Source organism: uncultured Caulobacter sp. (assembly GCF_937900395.1).
In the GTDB taxonomy this organism is placed as follows: Bacteria; Pseudomonadota; Alphaproteobacteria; order Caulobacterales; family Caulobacteraceae; genus Caulobacter.
Window position 1 is genome coordinate 1 of the sequence record NZ_CALCDX010000046.1, and the last position, 24,074, is coordinate 24,074.

The following is a 24,074-nucleotide window of genomic DNA, read 5'->3' on the forward strand; positions in this document are numbered from 1 at the left end:
CCCGCCGATCTCTATCGTCCAGTGTTTGTTCCCCCAGAACGTGAAGACGAGCGTGGGGACGGGTCCGAGGAGGAAACGGAGGATCTTGAGGCCCTGGTCGGCGGCGCCCCACGAGTGGTTCAGCATCCGCTTGGCGCGCACATACAGGCGGAACGTGTCGTCGTCCATGCCGTTGCGCTCGATGTCGTGGTACGGCCCCCAGTGCTGGTCGAGTACCCACCCGCTCGCAGTGTTGAGGGGCCACGACGTCGAGATGAACTGTTCGAGCGCTTCGGCGCGCACGTCAGCGATCTCGTAGAGGATCCGATGCCACTCAGCGAAGAGGTTCCGCTGGACACGCCGGAACAGCGTCGGGATCTTGCCGAGCTCGTGAGAGTCGTTGCGGAGCGTGAGCGTGATCCCGTCTCGCTCGACGTCCGCCCCGTGCTCCTTGAGCTGCTCGACGACGCTCTGGACCGTGGCTGCCGGGATCGCGAAGGCGATGCCGACATTGCCGCCGGACGGCGAGTAGATCGCGGTGTTGACGCCGACGACCTCGCCCTGGGTGTTGAAGGTCGGGCCGCCCGAGTTGCCGCGGTTGATCGGCGCGTCGATCTGCACGTAGTCGACGAACGCCGAGCCCAGATCGCGGCCGTAAGCCGAAACAATCCCGGCGGTCGCCGTAGCGCCCAAACCGAAGGGGTTGCCGATGGCGATGACCCAGTCGCCGACCTTCGGCGCGCCGGCGCGCTGCAAGTCCACATAGCTGAAGCGTCCGCCAGAAACCTTGAGCACGGCTAGGTCCGTGGCCGGGTCGCTGCCGATGAGCCGCGCCTTGAGGCGACGTTCGTTGTGCAGCACGACTTCGACGCGCTCGGCGCCTTCGACCACATGGTGATTGGTCAAGACATAGCCGTCGGCGCTGATGAAGAAGCCGGAACCGGACGACATGCGCCGGGTGGGCGGTATGAACTCGGGCTGGAAGAACGGCAGGTCGGGAACGACCAGGATCGGCGGGGACGGCGCACCCTCGGCATAGATCGACACCACGGCGGGGGCGACGCGCTCGATCACCGGAGCAAAAGTGTCTGGGGCGCTGGTGCGCGTCGTCGGCCCAGCGGCGGGGCCCATTTGGCCTACGACCGACCGGTGAGTCGTGATCAAAGCCCCAAAGAGCGCCGCGGCCAATAGGGCGAGCGCGAGGGCGAGGACCTTCCAAATTCTTGGCGTCACGGCGCGAGATCCAGTCGTCAAGATCGTCGGGCTTAGGTTAGCAGCTTGGGGGGAGCGTCGCAAAGGGCCGTGATGCGCGGCGCCTCAGCCAAGCCGATCGACAGCCTTTTATCCCGACGCGTAGCATCTCCCCGCGGTCGCTTTGAAGCGGCTTCAGCGTCGATACTTCCCAAGACGCGCCGGCCTGCAGGCATGCCTGATTTTCGGCCGCACCGGCGGACAAACCGGTGTGGTGGAGATAACAACAAGGTCCGCGCTACTCGCTCGACCACGCTCGTATCGGGATCGAGCGGGCAAGTTAAGTCCCGTGCGCTGTTACTTGTTTGGCCGGCTGGTCGACCTAGTTCGTTATCTGCAGCGTTCCAAGCGGCAAGGGAATTTGAATGCCGTCGTCCGCGTCGGCGTTGGCGCTGCGGCGCGTCCGGGCGCCCGTGGGACGAGCGCCTGAGGTCGTCGAGTCCCCTCAGTGCAGGCCGCGCTGTCACGTCGGGGGACTCGACCGACCGATATCCCGACCGCGATGGGGCATGCGATGGATCAGCTCTCGGCGGCACGAACGATCAAGGTATTGTCCCTCAACCGCCGCAGGGCTGGCTCGCTTCGACCTTCGGTGGGCTCGCGCCGCTTGTGGGCCTCAAGACCAGATGAACGCGCTCTGTGGCTAGATTTTACGGGAACCCTGCAGCCAGGTGCTGTGAGACGCGGAGGTCATTCCTCCACCAGCCGCTACCGCGTTTCGTCGTTTCCGTCAGTAGAGCGGCGGAGTTAGGCTTGTCGTCGTACGGGAGAGCTGGAGCCATGGGGAACCGAAGCGCGAGCGATTGGATGTGGTCGGAAGCCATTCAGATGTTGGCTCGCGCCGACCGGCTGCACCGAGAGGCGTTTCGTCCCGTCACAAGTCCGCGCACCGCCTACTGGGAACCGCCGATCGACCTCTTGGAGACGGCCAGCGACGTGCAGATCGTCGCGGCCCTTCCCGGAGTCGATCCTAGCGGCGTGCAAGTCTTCATCGACGGCGACGCTCTGATGATCACTGGGCGCCGCGATCCGTCGCCGGGCATGCGCCGCGGGGTGATCCATCACATGGAGCTGCCGCAAGGCCAGTTCGCCCGCCGGGTGCCGCTCCCCGCTGGACACTACGGCCGGATCGACTGGCAGGCGGAGAATGGGTGTCTGACAGTCACATTGCGCAAAGCAGGGCAGAACCGATGAACGGCGAGCAGTCCATCAACGGCGCGCGAAACCTGCCGGACGACACGGTCGTCGTCGTTCCAGTGTCCAACGTCATCTTCCCGGGCGTCGTGTTCCCGATCGTGCTCGACCGTCCGAGCTCGGTCGCGGCCGCCCAGCACGCGCTCCGCGAACAGCATCCCCTCGTCCTCGCGCTGCAACAGGACGTCCAGGCGCCCGACCCAGGACCACAGTCCCTGCATCGCATGGGGACTTTGGCCAACGTCCTGCGCTACGTCACCGGGCCCGATGGGGCGCCTCACGTGGCTTGCCAGGGCGTCGAACGGTTCGAGATCGACGAATGGGTGGAGGGGTTCCCCTTCCTCGTCGCCCGCGGCCGCCGCATTCCTGAACCGGAGGCCGAGGGCGCGGAGATCGAGGCGCGCTTCCTGCATCTGCGCAGCCAGGCGCTGGAGGCGCTGCAGCTCCTTCCGCAGTCCCCGCCCGGTGAACTGGTGGCGGCGGTGGAAGGCGCCAGTTCGCCGGCGGCGCTTGCAGACCTTGTCGCCGCCTATCTCGACCTGCAGCCGCCGGAGAAGCAGCAGATCCTGGAGGCGATCGATCTTGAGTCGCGGCTCGACAAGGTTTCGGCCTTCCTCGCCCAACGGCTCGAGGTCCTGCGGCTGACCAGCGAGATCGCCCAACGCACGCGCCAGTCCCTCGGGGAGCGCCAGCGCGAGACGCTGCTGCGCGAGCAGATGGCCGCGATCCAGCGCGAGCTGGGCTCAGGCGAACGCGAGGAGCTGTTCGAGCTCGAAGCGGCGATCGAGAACGCCGATATGCCGGAGGAGGTGGTGCAGCAGGCGCGCAAGGAGCTGCGCCGGCTGGCCCGGACCCAGGAAGCCGCGGCCGAGTACGGGATGGTGCGCACCTATCTCGAATGGCTGGTGGAGCTGCCCTGGGGCGTTCCTGAGGCCGCGCCCATCGACCTGGCCGAAGCTCGCCTCATCCTGGACGAGGACCACTTCGGGCTGGAGAAGATCAAGCAGCGGATCATCGAGCACTTGGCGGTCCGGCGACTGGCGCCGGAAGGCAAGGCGCCGATCCTGTGCTTTGTCGGCCCGCCCGGCGTCGGCAAGACCTCCCTCGGCCAATCCATCGCGCGGGCCATGCATCGGCCGTTCGTGCGGTTCAGTCTTGGCGGGGTGCACGACGAGTCCGAGATCCGCGGCCATCGGCGCACCTACGTCGGCGCCCTGCCGGGCAATATCATCCAGGCGATCCGCAAGGCCGGCCGGCGCGACTGCGTCCTGATGCTGGACGAGATCGACAAGATGAGCGCCGGCATGCACGGCGATCCGTCGGCGGCCCTGCTCGAGGTGCTCGATCCGGAGCAGAACGTCGCCTTCCGCGACAACTACCTGGCCGTTCCGTTCGACCTCAGCCGCGTCGTCTTCATCGCCACGGCCAACATGCTGGACACCCTCCCAGGTCCGCTCCGCGACCGCATGGAGATCATCCAGCTCTCGGGCTACACGGCCGGTGAGAAGCGGCAGATCGCCGAGCGCTACCTGGTCCGCCGCCAGCTGGAGGCGAACGGCCTTACCGCCACACAGGTCCAAATCGAGCCTGCGGCGCTGGAGGCCCTGATCGCGCGCTATACGCGCGAGGCCGGGGTGCGGTCCCTGGAGCGGGAGATCGGCCGAGTGTTGCGCAACGTGGCGGTCCGGTTCGCCGAAGGCCACACCGAGCCGGTCCGCATCGGCCCGACCGACCTCGAGCCGATCCTGGGCCCGCCGCGGGTGGAGAACGAGGTGGCGATGCGCACCAGCGTGCCGGGCGTCGCCACAGGTCTCGCCTGGACCCCGGTGGGCGGCGAGATCCTGTTCATCGAGGCCACCCGCACCCCGGGCGAGGGTCGCCTGATCCTGACCGGCCAGCTCGGCGAGGTCATGCGGGAGAGCGCGCAGACCGCGCTCAGCGTGGTGAAGAGCCGGGCTGAAGCGCTGGGCGTCACGCCGTCGCTCTTCAAGGAGAGCGACATCCACATCCACGTGCCGGCAGGCGCCACGCCCAAGGATGGGCCGAGCGCCGGCGTCGCCATGACCATGGCGCTGATCTCGCTGCTTACCGAGCGGACGGTGCGCAGCGACACGGCGATGACCGGCGAGATCAGCCTGCGGGGCCTGGTGCTGCCCGTCGGCGGCATCAAGGAGAAGGTCGTGGCCGCTGCGACGGCAGGCGTTCGGCGGGTGCTGCTGCCGGCGCGCAACCGGGCCGACGAGCGCGACATTCCGGAGGAGACGCGCCAAACGCTCGAACTGATCTGGCTGGAGCGGATCGAGGATGCGATCGAAGCGGGGTTGGATCCGCGGCGTGGGGACGTGCGCCAGACGCAGGTCCGGGCGGCGAGCTAGGAGGAAGGACGATGGCCGAGGTCGTCAAACTGAAAGCGGGCGACGCCTTGCCCCAGGCGGACGTGTTTCTGGTGGTGACCCGGCTCAGTCGTCCGCGCGTTTTCGAGTATTTCATCGACGTCAGCCCAGCGCTGGAGCCGATGGTCGGCCGGCGCCTGCCCCCGGGCGGCCCCGGGTACGCGAGCCTGGAGACCGCGCTGCACGCGGCGCAGGAGCTGGCCGAACAGAATCATGTGCCGACCATCTATGTGCAGCACGAATCGATCCTGGTGCGGCCCTACTACCCTGGGCTCAACCTTCCGTAGGAAGCCGCCCGCGGCCAATCAGGCCGCCAGGCGCTCCACCCATCCGCGGAGGACGCCCAGGTCGGCCACGCCGGATTGGCGCGCCGCCACCTGACCCTTCTGGAAAGCGAACATCGCAGGGATCCCCTGGACGCCGTATTGCGCGGCAAGGTCCGGGTTCTCGTCGACATTGATCTTCACGAACCGGGCCCGCGGCTCGAGCGCCTGGGCGGCCCGCTCGAAGATCGGCGCCATGGCCCGGCAGGGCCCGCACCAGGGCGCCCAGAAGTCTACGATCACCGGCACATCGGAGTTTTGAAGGTGTTTGCGCGCCCGATCGCCGCTCAGTTCGATGGGGGCGTGCGGGAAGAGCTTGGCGTGACAGCGCCCGCACTTGGCCGCGTCGGCCGGCCGGTCGGCAGGCACGCTATTGGTTCTGTCGCAGTTGGGACAGACAACACGGCGTCTCTCGGCCATCTCATCCTCCCGTGTCTTGGCTGCATCACACCTTAGTTCGGTCCGCCAAGCCGCGCCAGCCACGCGCGCGTGCGGCTGTCTTGTCCAGACGCGCGGCCGCTCTAGTTTTCAGGGAAGGGGCGGCGAGAGCGAACGCCGGCCTGCAGCGACATGTGTGGCTAAGGAGTACAGGGCAATGCGTGGAGATTCGGAGGTCCGACGCGATGTCGAGGCCCAGTTGGCGTGGGAGCCGGGTCTCGTCGATGACGATATCGCAGTGAGCGTCAAGGATGGTGTCGTCACCCTGGCGGGGTTCGTCAATAGCTACGCCGATTATTATGCGGCGGTGGCCGCAGCCAAGCGTATCAAGGGCGTGCAGGCGATCGCCAATGAGATCGCCGTTCGGCTGCCGGATGTCGATCAACGACCTGACCCCGAAATCGCCCGGGACGCCGTCGCAGCGTTGAAGCGAAGTTTGCCGACCATCGCCGAGCGGATCAAGGTTGTGGTCAAGAACGGCGACATCAGCCTGCAGGGCGATGTGGAGTGGAAGTTCCTCAAGGATTGGGCTGAGCGCGCGGTGCGCGACATCAAAGGGGTTCGCGCGGTCGCCAATGCAATCCTTGTCAAGCCCAAGGTTCAGCCCATCGACCTGAAAAAAAAGATCCAGGAAGCCTTCTTGCGGAGCGCCGAGGTCGACGCCCAGCATGTGATCGTCGAGGCCGATGGGAGCCAGGTCACTCTCAAGGGTCATGTCCGCTCTTGGGCGGAGCGGCAGGAGGCGGAACGCCAAGCCTGGTCGGCGCCCGGTGTCACGGAGGTCCGCAATGAACTGACGATCGATCCTTGGCCGTTCGCAGCCCAGGCGCTCTAGCCTGCGCGCGGACATCGCCAAACATGGTCGCGCGGGCGATCAGACGTGGAAGGCAAGGAACTGAAAAGGATGAGCTTTGGAGACGCGCACAGCCATGGAGGTGCCGAACATGAACTGGTCTGACCATACCATCGCCAGGAGCCAATGGCAGGCGTTCTGCGATCAACTGACCCGCCAACTTGAAGGCGCTCAAGCCGAGATCGAGGTGGCCAGCCTGGGGCTCGGCGACCAGATTCAGGCGCAATGGGTGTCGCTGGTCGGCGTGGCTTACGATCCGAAAGACGACATCCTGGAGGTCGCCGTCGAAGGTCTCGACCATATCATCCGGGCGCCGACCGCACTGACCGCGCAGCGGGAAGGGGCCATGGTGGAGAGCCTGGCTGTCGACACGCGTACAGGCGAGCGGCATATCGTCAAATTCAGACGCCCGCTCAGCCTTCCCCCGCCGGAAGGGAGCGCTGCATGACGGACGCCGATACGGGTTCGGGCGCGTCGCTGGCGGGGCCATGGCGCGGGGTGTTGGCCGGCGACAAGGACGCCTACCGGCGCGCTGTCGAGCCGCACCTGCCCGAGCTCCTGGCCGCCGCGGCTCGCGAACTGCGCTACCGCCGCGCGGTGGGCGATCTGCGACCCCAGGACCTGACAGCTGACGAGCTGGTGGGCGAGACCCTGGCGCGAGGCTGGCGTGATCGCGCGCGCAAACCCGCTGGGCTAGAGGTGCGAGCTTGGCTGTTGGGCCTGGAGTTCAAGGTGCTTGAGTCGATCGTCCGCTCCGAACGACGGGCCCGGAAGCTGGCTGGCGTTTCGCTCGAGGCTTCAGTCGAGGAGGAGGCGCAGGCGCTGGACGCCTCGGACGAGGCTTTGTGGGAGTGGTACCAGCCGGACGACCTCCTGCGTTGGGAGGACACGATCCCGGCGCATGACGTCACGCCCGCGGACCTGGACGCAGCAGACGCCTATGCCTTGAGCCGGCAGGAACGCGAAGCCCTGGTCTTGGTCGTCGAGCATCAGTTCAGTCTAAAGGCGGTATCCATGGTGATGAATCTTCCACCCGACCAGGCGCTGCGCTTGCTTCAGGGCGCTGAGCGTCGGGTGGCCGCAGGCCGGCTGGTGGCAGAAGGCGCCAAGCGCCCGGTGACCATGGAACCGTCGCCACCGGTGCGCGTCAAAGGTTCCACTCGGCATCGACCTCGCTCCATCTCCCCATCGGATTGTCTCAGCCGCAAGGACTAAGCTAATGGTCGTAAGAACGTTTGCCGTTGCTGTTGTCGGGGGCGTGGCAGCGGTCACATCGGCGGCCGCCCAGCAGCCGATCTCGGCTCGCCAGTGTTTCTGGAGCCACCAGGTCAATAGTTTCGCCGCGCAGGGCGACCGGCTTGTGAACCTGCGCGTGGGGGTTAAGGACTATTTTCAACTGGAGCTCATGGGACCGTGCCCGGATGTGGACTGGACTCAGAAGATCGCTCTCGTGTCGCGCGGCGGCTCCACGATCTGCTCGGGTCTGGACGCGGAGATCGTGACGCCGTCGCCCATTGGGCCGCAGAAATGCCCGGTGAAGAGCGTTCGGAAATTGACGCCAACCGAGGTGGCGGCGCTCCCGAAGGGGGCCAAGCCCTAGCCGGTGTCTGCTGGACCTTGATCGCGGCTGGGCGGCTCGAGGCCGTCCGGATCGTGCGGCTGGACGAGGGTTGGCGGGTCGCTGGCCGGGAATGTCTCGTCCAGCGCTTCATCCAGCAATCTGTCGATCCGCTCCGCGGCCGCAGGCGCTTGGGGCTCGCCTGACAGGGGTGGCCAGAGCAGGTCGGCGGCTTGGCGCGCCATTTCGGCCTCCTCATTGGTAGGGATCACCCAGATCGCCACGCTGCTCGCGCGCGAATCAATGCGCCGTTCACCCTCCGCAGCATTCAGCTGCGGGTCGAGATCGACGCCGAGCCAGGCAAGGCGGCGGCAAATGCGCGCCCTCACCTCCGAGTTGTGCTCGCCGACGCCGCCGGTGAACACCAGCCCGTCCAAACCCCCGAGCGTGGCCGCCATGCTCCCGATCGCCTGGACGGCGCGATAGACGAAGAGTTCCACCGCAAGTGCAGCCGCTTCCGCATCGCTGTGCACGAGTTCTCGAAGATCGCCCGAGACGCCCGAGACGCCAAGCAGGCCTGAGCGGCGGTAAAGTAGCGCCTCGACGCCCTCCGGCGTCAGACCCCCGTGGCTGAGCAGATGCAGGATGACGCCAGGGTCGAGGCTCCCGCACCGCGTCGCCATCACCAGGCCATCCAGCGGGCTGAAGCCCATGGTGGTGTCGATGCCTTTTCCGCCCGCCACGGCGCACAGGCTCGCACCAGCTCCGAGGTGGGCGGCGACGATGCGCGCCGGCGCGAGCGCGGCGTCGATCTGACGCAGGCGTCGGACGAGGTGAGCGTAGGAAACGCCATGGAATCCGTAGCGTCTCACACCCTTGGCGCTGATCTCGCGGGGGATGGCGAAAATGCGCGCGCACTCGGGCATGGTGGCGTGGAAGCTGGTGTCGAAGCAGGCCACCGGCGTGGCCTGGGGCAGGCGGCTGCGCGCCAGGCGAAGCAATTCGAGGCCCGCCGGTTGATGCAGCGGCGCGCGCGGCGCCAGCGCCTCAAGCTCGGTCTCGATCCCAGGCGTGACGACCGTCGGCCCTGATCGTTCGCCGCCATGGACGATCCGGTGCGCCACGACCGATGGCCGTTCCTTCGCGGGCCGCCGCCCCACCCAGGCCAACACCCGTTCGAGCGCGCCCGCATGGTCGGGCGCCTCCGGGCCAGGGGTCCAGGCGGCGCTGATCAGCGTTTCGCCGCTGCTGTCGCGCCCGACCAGGTGCGCCTGGGTCGAGAGGTTCTCGGCCGCGCCCCGCACGGTCTCGACCAGGCGGCGCCCGCGGCGTCGGTAAAGGCCGAACTTCAGGCTGGAGGATCCGGCGTTGAGGCTCAGGATGGAACCGGTCATCACTCGCCTTCCGCACTCGCCATCACCGCCGCCACAGCGCAGGACGCAACTCGGGTGCGTTCGGCGTCTGCGCGGCTGGTCAGAATGATGGGAACGCGGGCGCCCAATGCAATGCCGGCGGCGGCGGCCTTGCCGAGGAAGATCAGCTGCTTGGCGAGCAGATTCCCGGACACCAGATCCGGCGCCACGAGGATGTCGGCCCGGCCCGCAACCGGCGAGCGGATCGCCTTGGCCTCGGCGGCCTGAGGACTGATGGCGTTGTCGAACGCCAAAGGGCCATCGATCAAGGCGCCCGTGATCTGGCCGCGCTCCGCCATCTTGCAGAGCGCGGCCGCGTCCAGCGTTGAGCGTAGCCGCGACTTGACGGTTTCGACCGCAGAGAGCACGGCCACACGCGGGGTGCGCAAGCCCAGGGCATGCGCCAAGTCGATCGCATTCAGGACGATGTCGCGCTTGTCATCCAGATCCGGATCGATGTTGATCGCGGTGTCGGTGACCAGGAGCGGCCGCGGAAAAGTCGGCGCCTCGACGATGTAGATGTGGCTCACCCGGCGCTCGGTGCGCAGGCCGCGCACCTCGTCCAGCACGGCGTGCATGAGCTCATCCGTCGGCAACGAGCCTTTCATGAGCAGGCGCGCCTGGCCGGCGCGCACCAGGGCGACGGCTTGCGCCGCTGCGGCGTGGCTGTGAGGTTCGGGAATGATCTGTACCCCCTGGAGGTCGACGCCCGCCGCGTCCGCCGCGCGGCGGATCTTGACCTCGGGCCCGACCAGGAGCGGCTCGATCAGGCCGCGCGCCGCCGCTTCCATGGCTGCACCGAGGGCGGCGCCGTCGCATGGGTGGGCGACAGCCGTCGGCACTGCGGGCTTTCCGGCGCATCGGGCGAGGATGTCGTCCAGCCATTGGCCCGGCGCGGGGGTGCGGGGGTCGGCGTCCACCCCGATGTCTTCCGGCTGGTCTTCCGCATCGCAAGGGTGGATCGTCGGCAGTGCAAGCGCCGGCCAATGGCCGGGATGCTCCGGCGGCGTGAACGTCACATAAAGAGTATCCACCACCTGGGCGGCGGCGAGACCCTGGCTGAACAGATGCGCCGCCTCATAGGTGGCGAAGCCTAGGCCACCGCTTGGCAGCGGCTGCGGCAGCCGCGCTTCCAGGGACCGGGACGCGGTCACATAGTAGTCGTAGCCTGGGTGGCGGCGATACCGTCGGATCATCAGCCAGGATCCGGAGTCGTCTGGCGGCCCGTCGCCGCCGATTTCAATCCGCATCATAGCGCAGCTCCTTTCGCCGCAGCCGCTTCGAGCGCAACCTGTCTGCGGACGAACCAAGACCCGCATGGGCGAGATCTCGAGCGACGCCTCGGCGCCTGAGCGCCCGTTTCGAAGATCCGCGGCTGGGCCGAGTCGCTGTTTGGGCGAAGAGCAGGCGGTCGCCGCCCTGGGCGACGCCGCGGCGGCGTCCGCGAGCTGATCGATGCACGGGGCTCGCGCGGCATGTCATGGGGCCTGAGCGGTCTCATGGGGGAACTCGCGTCAAGAGGATTGAAGGGGAGACGCCAGAGGAGGCGGGGGGGCGCCAAGCCGTGTCCTTCCAGCCGAACTTGCGGTCAGACCTAGGTCGGAGCGCGGCATGGACAACCCTCCATATTCGAGTCGAAGCGCTCACGACTGTGTGGACGGAAGGCGCGGCCCCCCGCCGACCAGCCGTGGCGCGTCAGCGGTCGGGAACCCTGAGATCGCGCAGGAGGAGGCGGATCTCCTGGGCGCTGGCGCCGATGCGCTCGTGATCATCCGTCACCTCAATGCGTCGGGCGACGGCTGGCTTGAGCGCGTGCCGAAGGACCCCCAACGCTCGAGGCGGGGCGATGAGAACCAGGCGTTCGAACGCGCCGGCGGCGGCGCCGGCGTTGATGCGCTCGGCGACGCCCTCCAGAAAGCGTCGTTCGGCGGCGTCCGCGGGCGGGGCGTCGTGGATATTGTCCCGCCCGTAACCGAACCGGTCGAACACGGCGCCGCCGGGAGTGCGGGCCCGATGTCGATCGTTCTCGTCGGCGAAAAGCGTCCAGGCATCAAGCTCAGTGAGCCGGCCGTAACGCCGGCGTTCGGCTAGGCCGCGCGCCCGCGCGCCGTCGGCGAGGATGATGAGGGTCTCGGTGGAGTGTGTCACGAACTCTGCTCCCTGCTCGGCCTCGTCGCCGCCGATCGGAGAGGGTCCGGGGAGGCGGTTCCGAACCGATCCATGTCCCGGTCGATGCTTCCGCGGACGGCCCGACGACCGCTGCCCAATTTAAACCCTCGCCCCAAGTACGGATGTATCGCGCGCCTTGAGCACTTCAAGACGCCGTAGACCCTTCCCGTCCGCCGCTGCCCTAACTTCGACGATGCGGGACTTCATGGAGCGCATGACCGTTGCATTCGAAAGCGGTGACGTTGCCGATCGTCGCCTCGGCGATCGCCGTTAGCGCTTCCGCTGTAAAGAAGCCCTGATGCCCCGTCACCAGCACATTCGGGAAGGTAAGCAGGCGCGCAAATACATCGTCGGCGATCACTTGGTCGGAGCGGTCGTCGAAGAAGAGGCCCTCCTCTTCTTCATACACATCGATGCCGAGGCTGCCGATGACGCCGGCCTTCAGTGCGCGGATCACCGCCCGAGTGTCGATGACCGCGCCGCGGCTCGTATTGATGAGCATCACGCCCCGCGTCATGCGGGTGATGGCGCTTGTGTCGATGAGGCGCCGGGTCCCCGCGGTGAGCGGGCAATGCAGGGAGATCAGGTCAGCCTTGGCCAGCAGATCGTCGAACGCCACGAACTCCACCCCTGCTCTCGCGAGCGCAGCGTCGGGGACCGGGTCGCTCGCAAGCACGTGGCAGCCGAAGCCCTTCAGCAGGCGGGCCATCACGCCGCCGATCGCGCCCGCACCGACCACGCCCGCGGTCTTGCCGTGCAGGTCAAATCCCATCAGTCCGTCCAAGGCGAAATTGCCCTCGCGGACGCGGTTGTAGGCGCGATGTGTTTTACGATTGAGCGTCAGCATCAACGCCAGGGCATGCTCGGCGACCGCGTGCGGCGAATAGGTAGGCGCCCGGGCCACGTGAACCCCCGCGTCCCGGGCCGCCTCCAGATCCACGTTGTTGAACCCTGCCGCGCGAAGAACCACGAGGCGAACGCCTTGGGCTGCGGCATGGCGGAGCACCTTGGCGTCGATGACGTCGTTCACAAACACACACGCCGCCTCGAAGCCGGCCAACAGCCCCTGGGTGTGCGGCGTCAAGGGGCTCTCGAAGAAGGCCAGCTGGTGCTTCGCGGCTCGGTTAGCCTTGCCAAGGAAAACCTCGTTGTACCGCCGCGCGCTGAACACTGCGACCCGCAATAGCGGCTCCTTCCAACCTCGCGAGCCCCGCAAGCGAGGGCTCAGCTCCAAAAGCTGGGAAATCGGCTACGCCCGGGCCACGAAGGCCGATCCGCACAGAACGCTCGTTCTTCGAGCACGACCTCGGCGTGCTCGCCGCGCCGCCGCAGCGCCTCTGCGACACCGTTTGCATGGTCCAACGCAGAGTCACGCGAGCCGAAGGGCGTCATCATACCCTCTCCGAGCCGTACAGCCCAACCGTAGGGTTCCTTGACCACCCGGAAACAGATTGTCTCGACCATGGCGACCGCGCTCTGAACTGTATTGGCCCGTCGATAGGATGCCCCTTCGGGGCCAAGCCGAATTGACGCACGTCAAGACGGATTTCCGCCGGCCGTCAGAGGGCGAGTCGCGTCCATGCCCAGGCGAAGCGTCAGGGTGTGATCGCGTTCGTCATCGCGCAGGGCGATGCGGGCCGGCCGCCCGGCGACCGCCACGCCGTCGAGGGTTGCGGTGACGACCCCCCGGCACACCCCGGCCGGATTCTCGACGACGATGCGATACCGGCTGCGGCCCGTCCGAACGGTCGCTTCGAAGCCTGGCCAGCGCCTGGGTATGCAAGGATCGACGATAAGGTCCTGGCCTTCGCGGCGCAGGCCGAGAAGGCTCTCCAGGCCGGCGCGATGCAGCCAGGCGGCTGAGCCGGTGTACCAGGTCCAGCCGCCGCGGCCGATATGTCCCGGTGCGGCGTAGACATCAGCAGCCGCAACATAGGGCTCGACCCGGTAGCGCTGCGCGGCTTGGCGGGTCAGCGCGTGATTGACCGGATTGAGCAGCCCCAGAAGCCGCTCGGCGGCATCGCCATCGCCGAGCGCGGCGAACGCCATCACCGACCAGGCCGCCGCGTGCGTATATTGGCCGCCGTTCTCTCGCACACCCGGCGGATACGCCTTGATGTAGCCGGGATCGCGCAACGTCCGGTCGAAGGGCGGCGTGAAGAGAAGGGCGAGTTGTTCGTCCTCAAGGATCAGGTGTCGCACGACGGACGCCATGGCCTGCGCCGCGCGCGCAGGCGAGCCTGCGGCCGAGAGCACGGCCCAGGATTGGGCGATAGCGTCGATGCGACACTCGTCGCTCGTGACCGATCCGAGCGGCGCGCCGTCGTCGAACCATCCGCGCCGGTACCATTCACCGTCCCAGGCGTGCCGCTGCTGTCCGGCGGCGCGCAACAGGTGCTCCCGCGTCAGCTGCGGCTCCAGCGCGGCGAAGGCCAGGCCGTCCTGGAGTTGATCGCGGAACCCATAGGCTCCGCTGGCCTGGTAGAACCCTGATCGCGCCCAGAGGCGGCAGGACAGAGCCTGATAGAGCAGCCAGCCGTTGAGCATTACATCGAGCGCGCGATCCGGCGTCTTGACCTGGACCTGCTGCAAGAGGCCGTCCCATCGCTGCTTGACCGCCGCGAGGACGGCGTCCAGATCGGCGGCGCGATACTTGGCTACGAGCGCGCGCGCGGCCTCGGCGCTGTCCGCTTCGCCGAGGAGGAAGAGGATCTCATGAGCTTCGGACGGGGCGACCTCGACGGTGGTCTTCAATGCAGCACAGGGATCCAGCCCGGCGCCGGTTTCGCCCGACAGGGCCCCGGAGCGCCGCAGCGCGGCCGGCGCCCGGAGCGAACCGTTGCGGCCGATGAACTCACATCGGTCGGCCGTCCAGCTCTCCTGTCGCCCCCCCAGATCGGCGAACGCGACGGCTGATCCGAAGGCTGGGTTCCAAGCGTTGCGGGCAAAGAGCGCCCCCGTCGCGTCATCCCGGCGGGTGGTCGTGAACGGCGCCATGCCAGACCGTGACGGGCCCAGCGCCCATTCGGCGTAGGCGGCGACGGCGATCCGACGGCTGCGCGATGAGGCGTTGCGGATCCGCAGCCGCATGATCTTGATCGGCGAATCGAGCGGCACGAACTGAAGCAGCTCGGTTTCGAGGCCATGGGCCCAAGCCTCGAAGCGGCTGTAGCCGTGACCGTGCCGGGCGAGATAGGTCGCGTCCTCGAGGCGAATCGGGGCCGCGGTCGGCGACCAGAGCGCGCCGGTCTCCTCGTCGCGCAGATAGAGGCCTCGCCTGTAGGATCGCAGACGGGATCGTTGGACCAGGGCGTGAGCTGGTGCTCGCGGCTGTTGCGTCGCCAGGTGTAGCCGGCGCCGTCGGCCGAGACCTGGAAGCCGAATTCCGGGTTCGCGACGACATTGATCCAGGGCGCTGGCGTCGTTTGCCCGGCCTCCAGCAGTACGCAGTATTCGCGGCCGTCCTGGTCGAATCCCCCCAGTCCGTTGAAGAATTCGAGTTTCGGCGGCGGAGGGGCGGGGGGGTGCGCCGCTGTAGGTTGGCTCGGGGCGGTCGCCGGGCGGGGGCCTTCGGCTTTGGGCACTCGCTCCAGCTGCTCGGCGAGCGTTCCTTCCTGGGCCGACAGCACCACGCGCGCCACCGAGAGCAGTAAAGTTCGCGTTTCGTCCGCCACGAGATCGGCTCGCAGCACTACGGTGCGTCCGGCGGGCGCCTGGCCGCCCAGCCCCCCGCGCGCCTGCGCCGTGCGCACCAGGGATTCCAGGGCGACCTGAAGGTCCTGGACATAGGAAGCCGCGCGTTCGTTCAGGAGCACGAGATCGAAGGCGAGCTGCTTCGTGCGCCAATATTCCCCCGCCTTCACAAGTTGGCGGGCCACGCCGAGGTCGTGCAGCCCCGCCACCCGAAGGACAATGATAGGGAGGTCTCCGGAGATGCCGACGCGCCAGAGACCCGGCTGATCGCCCAAACCGCGTGCGAGGATATCTGCTGGTGCGCGCAGGTCCGCGGACGGGTAAATCATGCGGGAAGCCAGGTCCTGGAAGAGGGCGGCTTCGGTCCGGGTCACCCCAAGGTGATGCAGCTGAACGAGTGCCTGTGTCCAGGCGAGGTCGGCGGCGCGCTCGAACGCCGCCGGTTCGTGGTGCTTGTCGATCAGGTCGAGAATGCCTTTGGGAGAGGAGGCCGCCAAGGTCCAGAAGGCGATCCGCGCGGTGCCCCCCGGCGGGACCCTGATCCGGCGGCGCAGGGCGAACGCGGGATCGAGTACGGGGCCGGTTGCGCCGCCAAGAGGCCCGCCGTTGCGAAGGTGCGGACTCGTGCTCGCATCGAAGCCGCGACCGAGGATTTGAGCGCGGTCGGTGTCGAACTCTGGCCGCCCCGCCGGCTCACCCTCGACGATTGCAAAATGCGCGACCCAGATTTCGGGCTCGGAAGGGGACCGTCGCCGGCGGGTCGCCAGAAGGGCGCCGGCGGCCGGCAGGTGCTCGGTCTCCACAAACAGCTTCGAGAAGGCCGGATGGGCGGCGTCGGCGGCCTGGGGGGCGAGCGCCAGTTCCGCAAAGGACGTCAGCTCGAACTCGCGTGTGGCGAGGCCCGCGTTGGTGATCGAGACGCGCCTGACCTCGCCCTCGTCTTCTGCGGAAACCAGTACGTCCAGTCTCGTGGTGATAGTCCCGTCGCGGCGAGAGATCTCCACATGGTCCTCGCTGAAGGCCGCTTGATAGCTATCCGCCTCTGCGCCGATCGGCTGATGGCCTGCCGACCACGCTGCACCGCTGTGGACATCACGTACGATGACATAGGCCCCGTATGCGTCTTGGGTGGCGTCCTCCCGCCAGCGCGTGATGGCTATGTCGCCCCAACGGCTGTAACCGCCCCCAGCGGCGCTGATCATGACCGAGTAGCGGCCGTTGGAGAGCACGTGCGTGGCCGGCGCCGGGGTGTAGGGCGAGGCGACGCGTCGCAGACCGGTTGCGTCGAACTCTGGCGCAGGCCCCGTCGCGCTATGCCGGGTGACGGGCGGCGGGCTAACCACCACCTCGCGCGGCATACGCTCCTCGAGCAGGAGCTCCGTCGCCCGCACGACGGGCTCGGCATGGAAGCGGGTCTGCATGCGGCCATTCGCCAGCGTGTTGGCGATCGCGACGATGGTCATGCCTTGGTGATGCGCCATATAGGCGCGCACGATCGTGTGCTTCTGACCTTCGGGCACCCTTGTCGGCGTGTAATCGATCGCCTCGTAGAGAAGCCGTGGGCTCCGAGACCGCCAAGGCTCTGCAAGGTCGCGAAGTTCTTCAGAGCCGCCCTCGGTTCGACCATGGCGGCCAAAGCGGTGGCGTAGGGCGCCACCACCACATGCTCATCGAGGCCGCGCTTAAGGCCGAGGCCAGGGACGCCGAAGCTCATATACTGATAGTTCAGATGAAGGTCGCGGGTGTTGTAGGCCGCCTCCGACATACCCCACGGGACGCCCAGCTCTGCGGCGTAGGCCTGCTGCCGCCGCACGACGAGCCGGTTCGTTGTCACCAGCAAGCTGCCCGGCGGCTCGCGCATCACCAGCGAAGGCATGAGGTACTCGAACATGGAGCCCGACCAAGAAACCAGCGCGACGCCGTGCGCCACGGGGGTCACCGCGTGACTGAGCCGGAACCAATGGCGGGGTGGGGCGTCGCCCTTGGCGATGGCGAGAAAGCTAGCCAGCCGAGCTTCGGAACCGAGCAGATCGTAGCAGCTCGGGTCGAGTTCGCCGTCTGCGGCCCGATAACCGATGGAGAGCAACATCCGCTCCGGGTTGAGCAGGAATGTGAAGTCCATGTCGCGCGCCAGACGTCGCGCCCTTTGGGCGATGCTGTTCAATCGCGACGGCAGCAGCGACCCGCTCTCAGCCTGATCGCGACCATGGCTGGCGAGGGTCGCCGAGATGGCGCTGACCCAGAAGGCCAGAGGATCGTGCCGCCGGGCGTCGACTTCGGTCGCGAGGGCGTCCGAGGCCCGCTGAGCCGCCGACGCCGGCGCCGACAGGCCGCCCAAGGCCTCCATGATCGGCTCTTCGACTGCGCCGAGGGCGCTGGCTTGTTGGCGCAGGCGGTCGAGCGCGGCCCGCAGCCGCTTGCGCGCCGCTGCGCTCCCACTGTCGCTGGCGGCCGCCGCTTCCTCGAGGGCGACCTCGATCACGTCGGAGACGCCCGTCAGGCGCGCGCTCGCGGCGGGCGGGCGGGACGACCAATCGTCCATCGCATTGGCGAGCGCCACCAAGTGGCCGGCGAGGTTGCCGCTATCCACCGAGGAGACGTAGTGCGGCTCCAGCGGCTCCAGCGTACGCGTGTCATACCAGTTGGAGAAATGCCCGCGGAAACGGGCCATCATGTCGAGTGCGCCGAAGGCCGCCTCCAGGCGCGCGAGAGCGTCCGCCAGTCCTAGCCAGCCATGATCCGCCGCGGCTATGACGGAGAGCAGGTAAAGCCCGATGTTGGTCGGCGATGTGCGATGGGCTAGCGCTTCGGGATCCTCCTGAAAATTGTCCGGCGGCAGCATGTTGTCGGCTGGCGTCACGTAGGTCTCGAAGAAGCGCCATGTGCGCCGGCCGTTGCGCCGCAGCTGCGCGATCTCCTGGTCCGACAGCGCGGCTTTGGCGTGCGGTATGGGTGGGCGGCTGATCCAGAACGCCACCGCTGGCGAGGTCGCCCACATGAGTCCGAACGCGCCTGCAAGGGCCCAGGCTGACCCGCCTCCAGCGGCGGCCCAGGCGAGCGCCCCGAGACCTGCGAGGGCGGCTGGGGCCATCCGGCGGTAGAAGGCTTCAAGACTGAATGGAAGGGTTGCTGCAGCCTGGGCTGCGGGCGTCCATTCGAGAAGATGGCGGCGTGAGACCAGGACCCGCCACAGCGTGCGCGCGATCGCATCGCCCATGAGCCAAGCCTGATCGGCCAGGAAGATGGTCAAAAGCGCTGTTTGCAGGCCCGCGAGACGCAGATCGGTCCCTAGGACAGCGAAGCGCGCCCGCAGAGGCACGCCCGGCTGGCGACGGCCGATGGCGGCCAAGGGTGGAATGAACGGTGGAATGGCGAAGACGGCCACGATGAAGGCGGTCCACGCGGCTGCGGCGGGGGGCGTCGCCATCCATCCGAGCCAGAGACTGGTGAGCGCTGCGCCGGGCGACAGGGTTCGCCGCAAGTTGTCGACCATCTTCCAGCGTCCGAGCGCCGGCACGCCGGTCCTTCTCTTTGGCCCGTCGGGCGCCGGAGGCAGGCCCAGGATCCAGGGCAGAAGTTGCCAGTCCCCGCGCGCCCACCGATGATGGCGGACGGCGGCGACGTCGTAGCGATCCGGAAAATCCTCCACGACCTCGACGTCGGAGGCGAGCCCCGCCCGTGCAAAAACGCCCTCGAACAAATCGTGGCTGAGGAGAGTGGCCTCGGGAGCTCTCCCCTCCAGGGCGCCTTCGAATGCGTCGATCTCATAGATGCCCTTGCCGGTGAAGGAGCCCTCGCCGAAGAGATCCTGATAGACGTCCGAGACGGCGGCTGCGTAGGGGTCGATGCCGCCGGGGCTGGCGAAGACCCGCCGGAACAGCGAGGCTTCGCGGCTCTGGGGCAAGGCGGGCGTGACGCGTGGCTGAAGGATCGCGTACCCCTCGGTCACCCGGCGTCGTACCGGATCAAGATGGGAGCGATTGAGGGGGTGGGCGAGCTTGCCGATCAGCCGGCGCACCGTGTCACGCGGGAGGCGCGTGTCGGAATCGAGGGTGACGACGTAGCGTACGCCTTGCGGGACGATCTGGTCCCGGACGGGAAGAAATGTGGTGTCGCTTGCGCCCCTCAAGAGCCGGTTCAGCTCGTGAAGCTTGCCGCGCTTACGCTCCCCCCCCCATCCACCGGCCTTCGCTGTCGCTCCAGACACGCCGCCGGTGGAGGAGCAGGAAGCGATCGCCCCCGGGCGCCGGTCCATAGGTCTGGTTGAGGCGCCGGACACCTGTTGCGGCGGCGTTGAAGATTTCATCGTCGCCAGGAGCGGTCGGGCCGTCGGCGTCGGGCCAATCCGAGAGCAGGGCGAAGTGCAGATGGCCCTCCGGGCACGACAGGTAGTGAATTTCCAGCCGTTCAATCAGCTCGTCGACCTGCGCCAGGTCGCCGAGCAGCACGGGTGTGGCGACAACGGTCCGCAGCCGCTGCGGCACGCCGCCCTTAAGTTCCAGCCCCGGCAGGGGCGTCGCGCGAAGGCCGCCGGTGAGGCCGCGATTCACAAGGGCGATGGCGGCGTCGAGCGCGGGGAAACTGCCCAGCACGCCCAGAGCGACCAAGAGGGCGCCGCTCGCGCCCAGGTGTTGCAGGATTGCGAGCGCTGGCGCGAGGAGGAGCAGAGCCACGGCGACGAACGCCGCGACATAGATGCTGAGCCCGAGCCGATGCATGATCCGGCCGGGCCAGGCTCGAAGCGGCGGCCGAAAGTCGATCGTCGATTCGAACGCCGTTCGGCCGGGGCCGACGAGATGATAGCCGGGATCGCAGCGCCGCCCTTCCCCCGTGAGATCGTTCGCCCGCCCCGCGGCGGCCACTGCCTGCCGGGCGATGTCCAGCTCGCTGCGCCCCGATCCCCGCGCCAGCTGTTCGATCGCCGTGCGGTAGAGGTTGCGCGTCGCGAAATCCATGTCGCCAAAGGCGCTGCCCGCCCTGAGCAACCCATCGACGAGGCTGATCCGCTCCACCAGGTCGGCCCAGTCCACGTCGGAAATCAGCCGCAGGCTGGTCACGATGTTGCGCACCGTTGCGCTCGCAGCGACTTGGCGCTGCTGCTCGTCATGGATCACCTGATCGGCCGTGGCGCCCCGTCGCGCGAGCTGATCGTCGAGCCAGCTCAGGGCCGGAGCCGCCAGCGCGTCCTGGTCCCGAAGGCGATGATAGACCTGCACTGCGAAGGCGTCGCTCAATCGGGGCACGGTTTGAGGCCGCAACACCTTGTCCGCCGCTTCCGGCCCCCCTCCTGTCAGCCCGAGTATCCGATCGCAGCATGCGTCCGCCGCCGCTCGCCCTGCGCGGCTGGCCATCACGCGTTCAGCGATCCGGCGCAGGTTCTCAACCAGCGTGATCGCCAGGGCCCAGAGTTCCCCTATCGTTAGCGGCGCGACATCCTGGTAGGCCTGCAGGAAGCGGCAAAACTGATCGGTGTCGAAGCGGCTGTCCGTGTGGGCGACAAACGCCCAGGCGATCCCGAACACCCGCGGATAGCCTGCCAGATGGCCGCTCGCGATCTTCGGTAGTTGCCGGTAGTAGCTCGGCGGCAGGTCCAGTCGGATCTCGCGGATCTGCTTCTCGATCAGGTGGAAGTTGTCGATCAGCCATTCGGCGGCGGGCGCGACGGTTTCCCACCTGGAGCCCGTGCATGAGATTAGAGATGTCGAACACGCGCAGGCCTTTCACGTCGAGCGAGTTCGCCCACGCGAAGGAAATCCGAGCGTGACCTTGGTCATCTTGATCGGCATCAACTTGCGCGCCGCTGGCCGCCTCACTTGGGCGCTCTCGAGCTGTCGCTGTCGCGCCACGCGTGCCTCTATCGCCCGGCAGGAAACTCGCTCGGCGCCTCGCAGTTGACGCCGATCAAGTCGTGCGGCTCGCAGCGGCCGAGGTTGCGGGAGAGATACACCGGCCAGGAGATGAGCCATGTCGAAGTCGCTTACCCGCAAGGCGAAGCAGGAGTTGGAAGATTCCCTGAAGGACGTGTCGAAGGCGCTGCGGGCCGCGGCGGATGACCTCAGCGACGATGCCGAGACGGCCGTCGCTCAGGCCGCTCAGGCGCTTCGCAAGGCGGCCCAGGCGCTGGCGGAGAAAGCGCCCCGGGAGGTCGAAGAGATGGCAGGGAAGGCCGCGGCTGAGGCCAGGGCGCATCCGATCGCCACGGCGGCGGCTGCGCTGTCGGCGGCGACCGCGCTGATCACGTTGCTGGGCGTCGCGCGCCGCAAGCGAGCCTAGCTCGTCGAACTAGGGGCGCTGTGGCGGCGTCAACGGGTTCAGGGCGCGTGCTCCTCGCCTTGAACCTGTCGACGGCTGGACATCTCCTCACGGGCGCGCAGCGCCAACTTCTCGTTCAAGGCCGCGGCCCGTGCGCAGCGGGCGTGCAGTTGCTCGAGTTCGCGATCCGTCAGGCGCTCGATACCGAATGAACTCGTTCTCCGCCTCGGAGGTGAGAATAAGCTCGTCGAGCTTGGTCTGCAGGGCAAGATTGTCGCGGTTCTGAGTGTTCTGAATCAGAAACACCATCAGAAAGGTCACAATCGTGGCGCCCGTGTTGATGACCAGCTGCCACGATTCGGAGAAGTCGAAGAGCGGACCGGTCGCCGGCCAAGCCACGACGACGAGCACACAGGCGGCGAAGGCTGGCGCACTGCCGGCCAGCCGGGCAACCCGGCTGGCGAAGTTCGTAAGGCGCGGTCCAAGTCCATTGGGCAGCTAACGAATCCGTCTCAGCGCCGCTTGGAACTCAATCGCCGGGTCGGTCGGCAGTGGCAGCGGGCGCGGCGACGCGCCCGCACATCGATATGCTCGAGGCGACCCATCGGAGGGGCGATCGCTGAGGGTTGATGGGGTGATCGGATCGCGAGGCATCGGCGCTTCCTTTGGATACTTGCGGCCGGGAACATTTCTACTTCAGGGCTTAGCGTGCGCCGATGGCGCGAACGTTTTTTGAGATACATCAAGTCAACGGCACAATGCGTTGGCGGTCAGGCGAACCTGAGCGCCATGACGCTGTCCCGAGTCATTTTCCGGCGCATCATCGAGGCGCCGGCCTCGTTAAGGCCGGCCATGCTTCAGTTGTTCTTGCCGAGATGGATCTCCAGCATGGCGATCGGCGTCTTGCAGGGGTCTTCTCTCATCCAGCGCCGCATGCGGGCGGAAGGTGAGGGGCGGGCGGTCTTTCGGCCTTACCCTGGTACAGACGCATGACCGATGGCGCCACCACGGCCATCCGATCGCGCCTAACGCCTCGGCTGCAATTTCACCGCCCAAATGGCCAACCAGGCTTGCCTTACCGAACTCGCCAGCATGCCCACCAGCGAGGGTTGGCTGTACTTGGCCACCGTGATTGACCTCTTCACCCGCAAACTGTCGGCCGGGGCGTTCGATGGTGTCGGGTTCAGAAGGATACGGTCACCGATGATCCGCGGCATACAGGGGCGGCCCCGCAGCCATGCCGTCGAGCCCCGTGTCGGCGTCGGGCACATCGGCTCGACCAGCAAGGCGAGCTGACGCGAAGGCATGTTGTGCCGCTGATCTCAAGGCGCTCCGTTTGCCAGGGGGCGGCTCGGCGGAGCCTTTGCCGAGGCATTTTTCCCCCGGGCGTGGGTCAGTCGGCCAAGTCCTGTCCAACCGCCCGCGAGGACGCCCGCCGCCATGGCAAGGGCGAGGTGGGTCGCTGTCGGCCGCGAGATCGCGAAGATCGCGGTGAGATCGGGAACAAGCAGGATTGCCGCGAGCACCGCGAGCACCGCCCCGGCTATGCCCCAGAAGACCCTTCGGTGCGGAGCGAAGAGGCGCCCGATTCGCGCGGAGTCGGCGAGCGCGAGCGCCAGGACGCCTATGACCAGGGCGACGTAGCCTGCGCCGCGAGCCTCAAACTCGGTCGCGCCGGGCCGGACGAGCGACCACCCATAGACACCCAGCGCACCGATCAGGACGCCTGCGCCTTGCACCAGCGCGATCACCATTTGCCGAGGGCCGAACAGCAGTTCGTCGGGTCTGCGGGGCGGCCGCTGCATCGCGCTAGGATCCTCGGGCTCGGCCTCGAACACGAGCGAACAGGTCGGGTCGATCACCAGTTCGAGAAGCACGATGTGCATCGGCAGCAGCATCGGCGGCCAGCCGAGTAGCAGCGGCGCCAGCGCGAGGCCGGCGATGGGCAGGTGGATCGCAGTGATGTAGATCAGCGCCCGCCGTAGGTTGGCGAAAATCCGTCGTCCAAGCCTGACGCCGCCGACGATCGACGCGAAACTGTCGTCGAGGAGCACCAGGTCGGCGGCCTCGCGCGCCACATCCGTACCCCTCCGACCCATGGCGATGCCGATATGGGCGGCCTCGAGGGCGGGGGCGTCGTTGACCCCGTCGCCGGTCATCGCCACCACCTCCCCGGAGGCCCTCAGCGCCGTAACGAGCGTCAACTTCTGCTCAGGTGCGATCCGGGCGAAGACCCGCACCTGGGCGATGCGCCGGGACAGTTCATCCTGAGGCAGGGCCGCGAGTTGCGCCCCGGTCAGGATGCCCGCCTCGGTGTCGAACCCCGCCTTACGCGCGATGGCGAGCGCGGTCGCCGGATGGTCGCCGGTGATCATAATCACCTTGATCCCCGCGGCGCGGGCCGGCCGCTTCGACCGCTCGGCAGTCACCTGACACCCCACACGGGCGGCGGCGCTGTACGTCGCACCGCAAGAGCTGAACGCCGCGCGAGCCGTCTTTGCGCTCCGCGATCAGCAGGAGCGGCCGGCGGAGCGGGACAATCCGCTTGCGACGCGGTGG

At 67.7% G+C, this 24,074-nt stretch carries 19 protein-coding genes and 1 pseudogene; 8 read left to right on the plus strand and 12 right to left on the minus strand.

All coding sequences use genetic code 11. From position 1 onward, the window contains the following. Positions 1-1,110 (minus strand): trypsin-like peptidase domain-containing protein (locus Q0379_RS03940; RefSeq protein WP_299004506.1); only part of this gene is annotated, 1,110 nt, incomplete at its 3' end. A gap of 927 nt (positions 1,111-2,037) precedes the next feature. Here Q0379_RS03940 and Q0379_RS03945 point away from each other — a divergent pair. Genes Q0379_RS03945 through Q0379_RS03955 form a run of 3 tightly spaced genes read left to right on the plus strand, consistent with a single transcriptional unit; the run spans position 2,038 to position 5,104 of the window. Next, positions 2,038-2,424, plus strand: a complete 387-nt coding sequence (locus Q0379_RS03945) for an Hsp20/alpha crystallin family protein (RefSeq protein ID WP_291844210.1) — start codon at positions 2,038-2,040, stop codon at positions 2,422-2,424. Next, positions 2,421-4,799, plus strand: coding sequence for an endopeptidase La (gene lon / locus Q0379_RS03950; protein ID WP_299004515.1), 2,379 nt, complete (start codon positions 2,421-2,423; stop codon positions 4,797-4,799). The genes Q0379_RS03945 and lon overlap by 4 nt, the downstream gene beginning before the upstream one ends. Positions 4,800-4,810: 11 nt before the next feature. Next, positions 4,811-5,104 (plus strand): hypothetical protein, encoded by a 294-nt coding sequence (locus tag Q0379_RS03955; protein ID WP_299004518.1) that lies wholly within the window; start codon positions 4,811-4,813, stop codon positions 5,102-5,104. Positions 5,105-5,122: 18 nt separating this feature from the next. Here the strand turns inward: Q0379_RS03955 and trxC are convergent, their stop codons facing one another. Then, positions 5,123-5,560: a thioredoxin TrxC gene (trxC, locus tag Q0379_RS03960; protein ID WP_299004520.1), complete on the minus strand. Its 438-nt coding sequence runs from the start codon at positions 5,558-5,560 to the stop codon at positions 5,123-5,125. A gap of 175 nt (positions 5,561-5,735) precedes the next feature. Between trxC and Q0379_RS03965 the strand changes: the two genes are divergently transcribed. The 4 genes from Q0379_RS03965 (at position 5,736) to Q0379_RS03980 (ending at position 8,031) form a co-directional block, all read left to right on the plus strand. Continuing rightward, the gene (locus tag Q0379_RS03965) at positions 5,736-6,413 is read left to right on the plus strand and encodes a BON domain-containing protein (RefSeq protein WP_299004523.1); all 678 of its coding nucleotides are present in this window, start codon (positions 5,736-5,738) and stop codon (positions 6,411-6,413) included. Positions 6,414-6,507: 94 nt separating this feature from the next. Then, the gene (locus tag Q0379_RS03970) at positions 6,508-6,879 is read left to right on the plus strand and encodes a DUF5335 domain-containing protein (protein ID WP_231732259.1); all 372 of its coding nucleotides are present in this window, start codon (positions 6,508-6,510) and stop codon (positions 6,877-6,879) included. After that, entirely contained in the window at positions 6,876-7,646 is a 771-nt protein-coding gene (locus Q0379_RS03975) for an RNA polymerase subunit sigma-70 (protein ID WP_299004527.1), read from the plus strand. Before Q0379_RS03970 ends, Q0379_RS03975 begins: the two co-directional genes overlap by 4 nt. Positions 7,647-7,650: 4 nt before the next feature. Next, entirely contained in the window at positions 7,651-8,031 is a 381-nt protein-coding gene (locus Q0379_RS03980) for a DUF6491 family protein (protein WP_066680660.1), read from the plus strand. Here the strand turns inward: Q0379_RS03980 and Q0379_RS03985 are convergent. The 8 genes and pseudogenes from Q0379_RS03985 to Q0379_RS04025 form a co-directional block, all read right to left on the minus strand. Further along, positions 8,028-9,383: an acetate/propionate family kinase gene (locus Q0379_RS03985; RefSeq protein WP_299004530.1), complete on the minus strand. Its 1,356-nt coding sequence runs from the start codon at positions 9,381-9,383 to the stop codon at positions 8,028-8,030. The genes Q0379_RS03980 and Q0379_RS03985 overlap by 4 nt on opposite strands. Beyond that, a complete protein-coding gene (locus tag Q0379_RS03990) occupies positions 9,383-10,654 on the minus strand; it encodes a bifunctional enoyl-CoA hydratase/phosphate acetyltransferase (protein WP_299004533.1) in 1,272 nt (423 codons plus the stop codon). Before Q0379_RS03990 ends, Q0379_RS03985 begins: the two co-directional genes overlap by 1 nt. A gap of 442 nt (positions 10,655-11,096) precedes the next feature. After that, entirely contained in the window at positions 11,097-11,549 is a 453-nt protein-coding gene (locus Q0379_RS03995; protein ID WP_299004536.1) for a host attachment protein, read from the minus strand. 202 nt (positions 11,550-11,751) lie between these two features. Continuing rightward, positions 11,752-12,753, minus strand: a complete 1,002-nt coding sequence (locus Q0379_RS04000; RefSeq protein ID WP_299004538.1) for a 2-hydroxyacid dehydrogenase — start codon at positions 12,751-12,753, stop codon at positions 11,752-11,754. Between the two features lie 353 nt (positions 12,754-13,106). Next, on the minus strand, positions 13,107-14,324 hold the full coding sequence (locus tag Q0379_RS04005; protein ID WP_299004736.1) for a hypothetical protein: 1,218 nt from the start codon (positions 14,322-14,324) through the stop codon (positions 13,107-13,109). After that, positions 14,325-16,744: pseudogene (locus Q0379_RS24135) on the minus strand (glycosyl transferase); the annotation flags it as partial. Then, positions 16,723-19,392 (minus strand): glucoamylase family protein, encoded by a 2,670-nt coding sequence (locus Q0379_RS04020; RefSeq protein WP_299004540.1) that lies wholly within the window; start codon positions 19,390-19,392, stop codon positions 16,723-16,725. The pseudogene Q0379_RS24135 and the gene Q0379_RS04020, both read right to left, overlap by 22 nt. Positions 19,393-19,423: 31 nt before the next feature. Next, complete coding sequence (locus tag Q0379_RS04025; protein ID WP_299004543.1) at positions 19,424-20,785, minus strand: hypothetical protein; 1,362 nt, start codon at positions 20,783-20,785, stop codon at positions 19,424-19,426. 442 nt (positions 20,786-21,227) lie between these two features. Here Q0379_RS04025 and Q0379_RS04030 point away from each other — a divergent pair, with 442 nt between their 5' ends. Next, entirely contained in the window at positions 21,228-21,536 is a 309-nt protein-coding gene (locus Q0379_RS04030) for a hypothetical protein (protein WP_299004546.1), read from the plus strand. An 87-nt stretch (positions 21,537-21,623) separates the two neighbouring features. Here the strand turns inward: Q0379_RS04030 and Q0379_RS04035 are convergent, their stop codons facing one another. Next, positions 21,624-21,926: a low affinity iron permease family protein gene (locus Q0379_RS04035; RefSeq protein WP_299004548.1), complete on the minus strand. Its 303-nt coding sequence runs from the start codon at positions 21,924-21,926 to the stop codon at positions 21,624-21,626. A gap of 911 nt (positions 21,927-22,837) precedes the next feature. Beyond that, positions 22,838-23,956: a cation-translocating P-type ATPase gene (locus tag Q0379_RS04040; protein WP_366519295.1), complete on the minus strand. Its 1,119-nt coding sequence runs from the start codon at positions 23,954-23,956 to the stop codon at positions 22,838-22,840. Between the last annotated feature and the right edge of the window lie 118 nt (positions 23,957-24,074).

Coding starts and splice junctions, on each gene's coding strand:
- Q0379_RS03945 (WP_291844210.1), top strand. CDS start 2,038: ATGTGGTCGGAAGCCATTCAGATGTTGGCTCGCGCCGACCGGCTGCAC.
- lon (WP_299004515.1), top strand. CDS start 2,421: ATGAACGGCGAGCAGTCCATCAACGGCGCGCGAAACCTGCCGGACGAC.
- Q0379_RS03955 (WP_299004518.1), top strand. CDS start 4,811: ATGGCCGAGGTCGTCAAACTGAAAGCGGGCGACGCCTTGCCCCAGGCG.
- trxC (WP_299004520.1), bottom strand. CDS start 5,560: ATGGCCGAGAGACGCCGTGTTGTCTGTCCCAACTGCGACAGAACCAAT.
- Q0379_RS03965 (WP_299004523.1), top strand. CDS start 5,736: ATGCGTGGAGATTCGGAGGTCCGACGCGATGTCGAGGCCCAGTTGGCG.
- Q0379_RS03970 (WP_231732259.1), top strand. CDS start 6,508: ATGGAGGTGCCGAACATGAACTGGTCTGACCATACCATCGCCAGGAGC.
- Q0379_RS03975 (WP_299004527.1), top strand. CDS start 6,876: ATGACGGACGCCGATACGGGTTCGGGCGCGTCGCTGGCGGGGCCATGG.
- Q0379_RS03980 (WP_066680660.1), top strand. CDS start 7,651: ATGGTCGTAAGAACGTTTGCCGTTGCTGTTGTCGGGGGCGTGGCAGCG.
- Q0379_RS03985 (WP_299004530.1), bottom strand. CDS start 9,383: ATGACCGGTTCCATCCTGAGCCTCAACGCCGGATCCTCCAGCCTGAAG.
- Q0379_RS03990 (WP_299004533.1), bottom strand. CDS start 10,654: ATGATGCGGATTGAAATCGGCGGCGACGGGCCGCCAGACGACTCCGGA.
- Q0379_RS04030 (WP_299004546.1), top strand. CDS start 21,228: ATGTCGAAGTCGCTTACCCGCAAGGCGAAGCAGGAGTTGGAAGATTCC.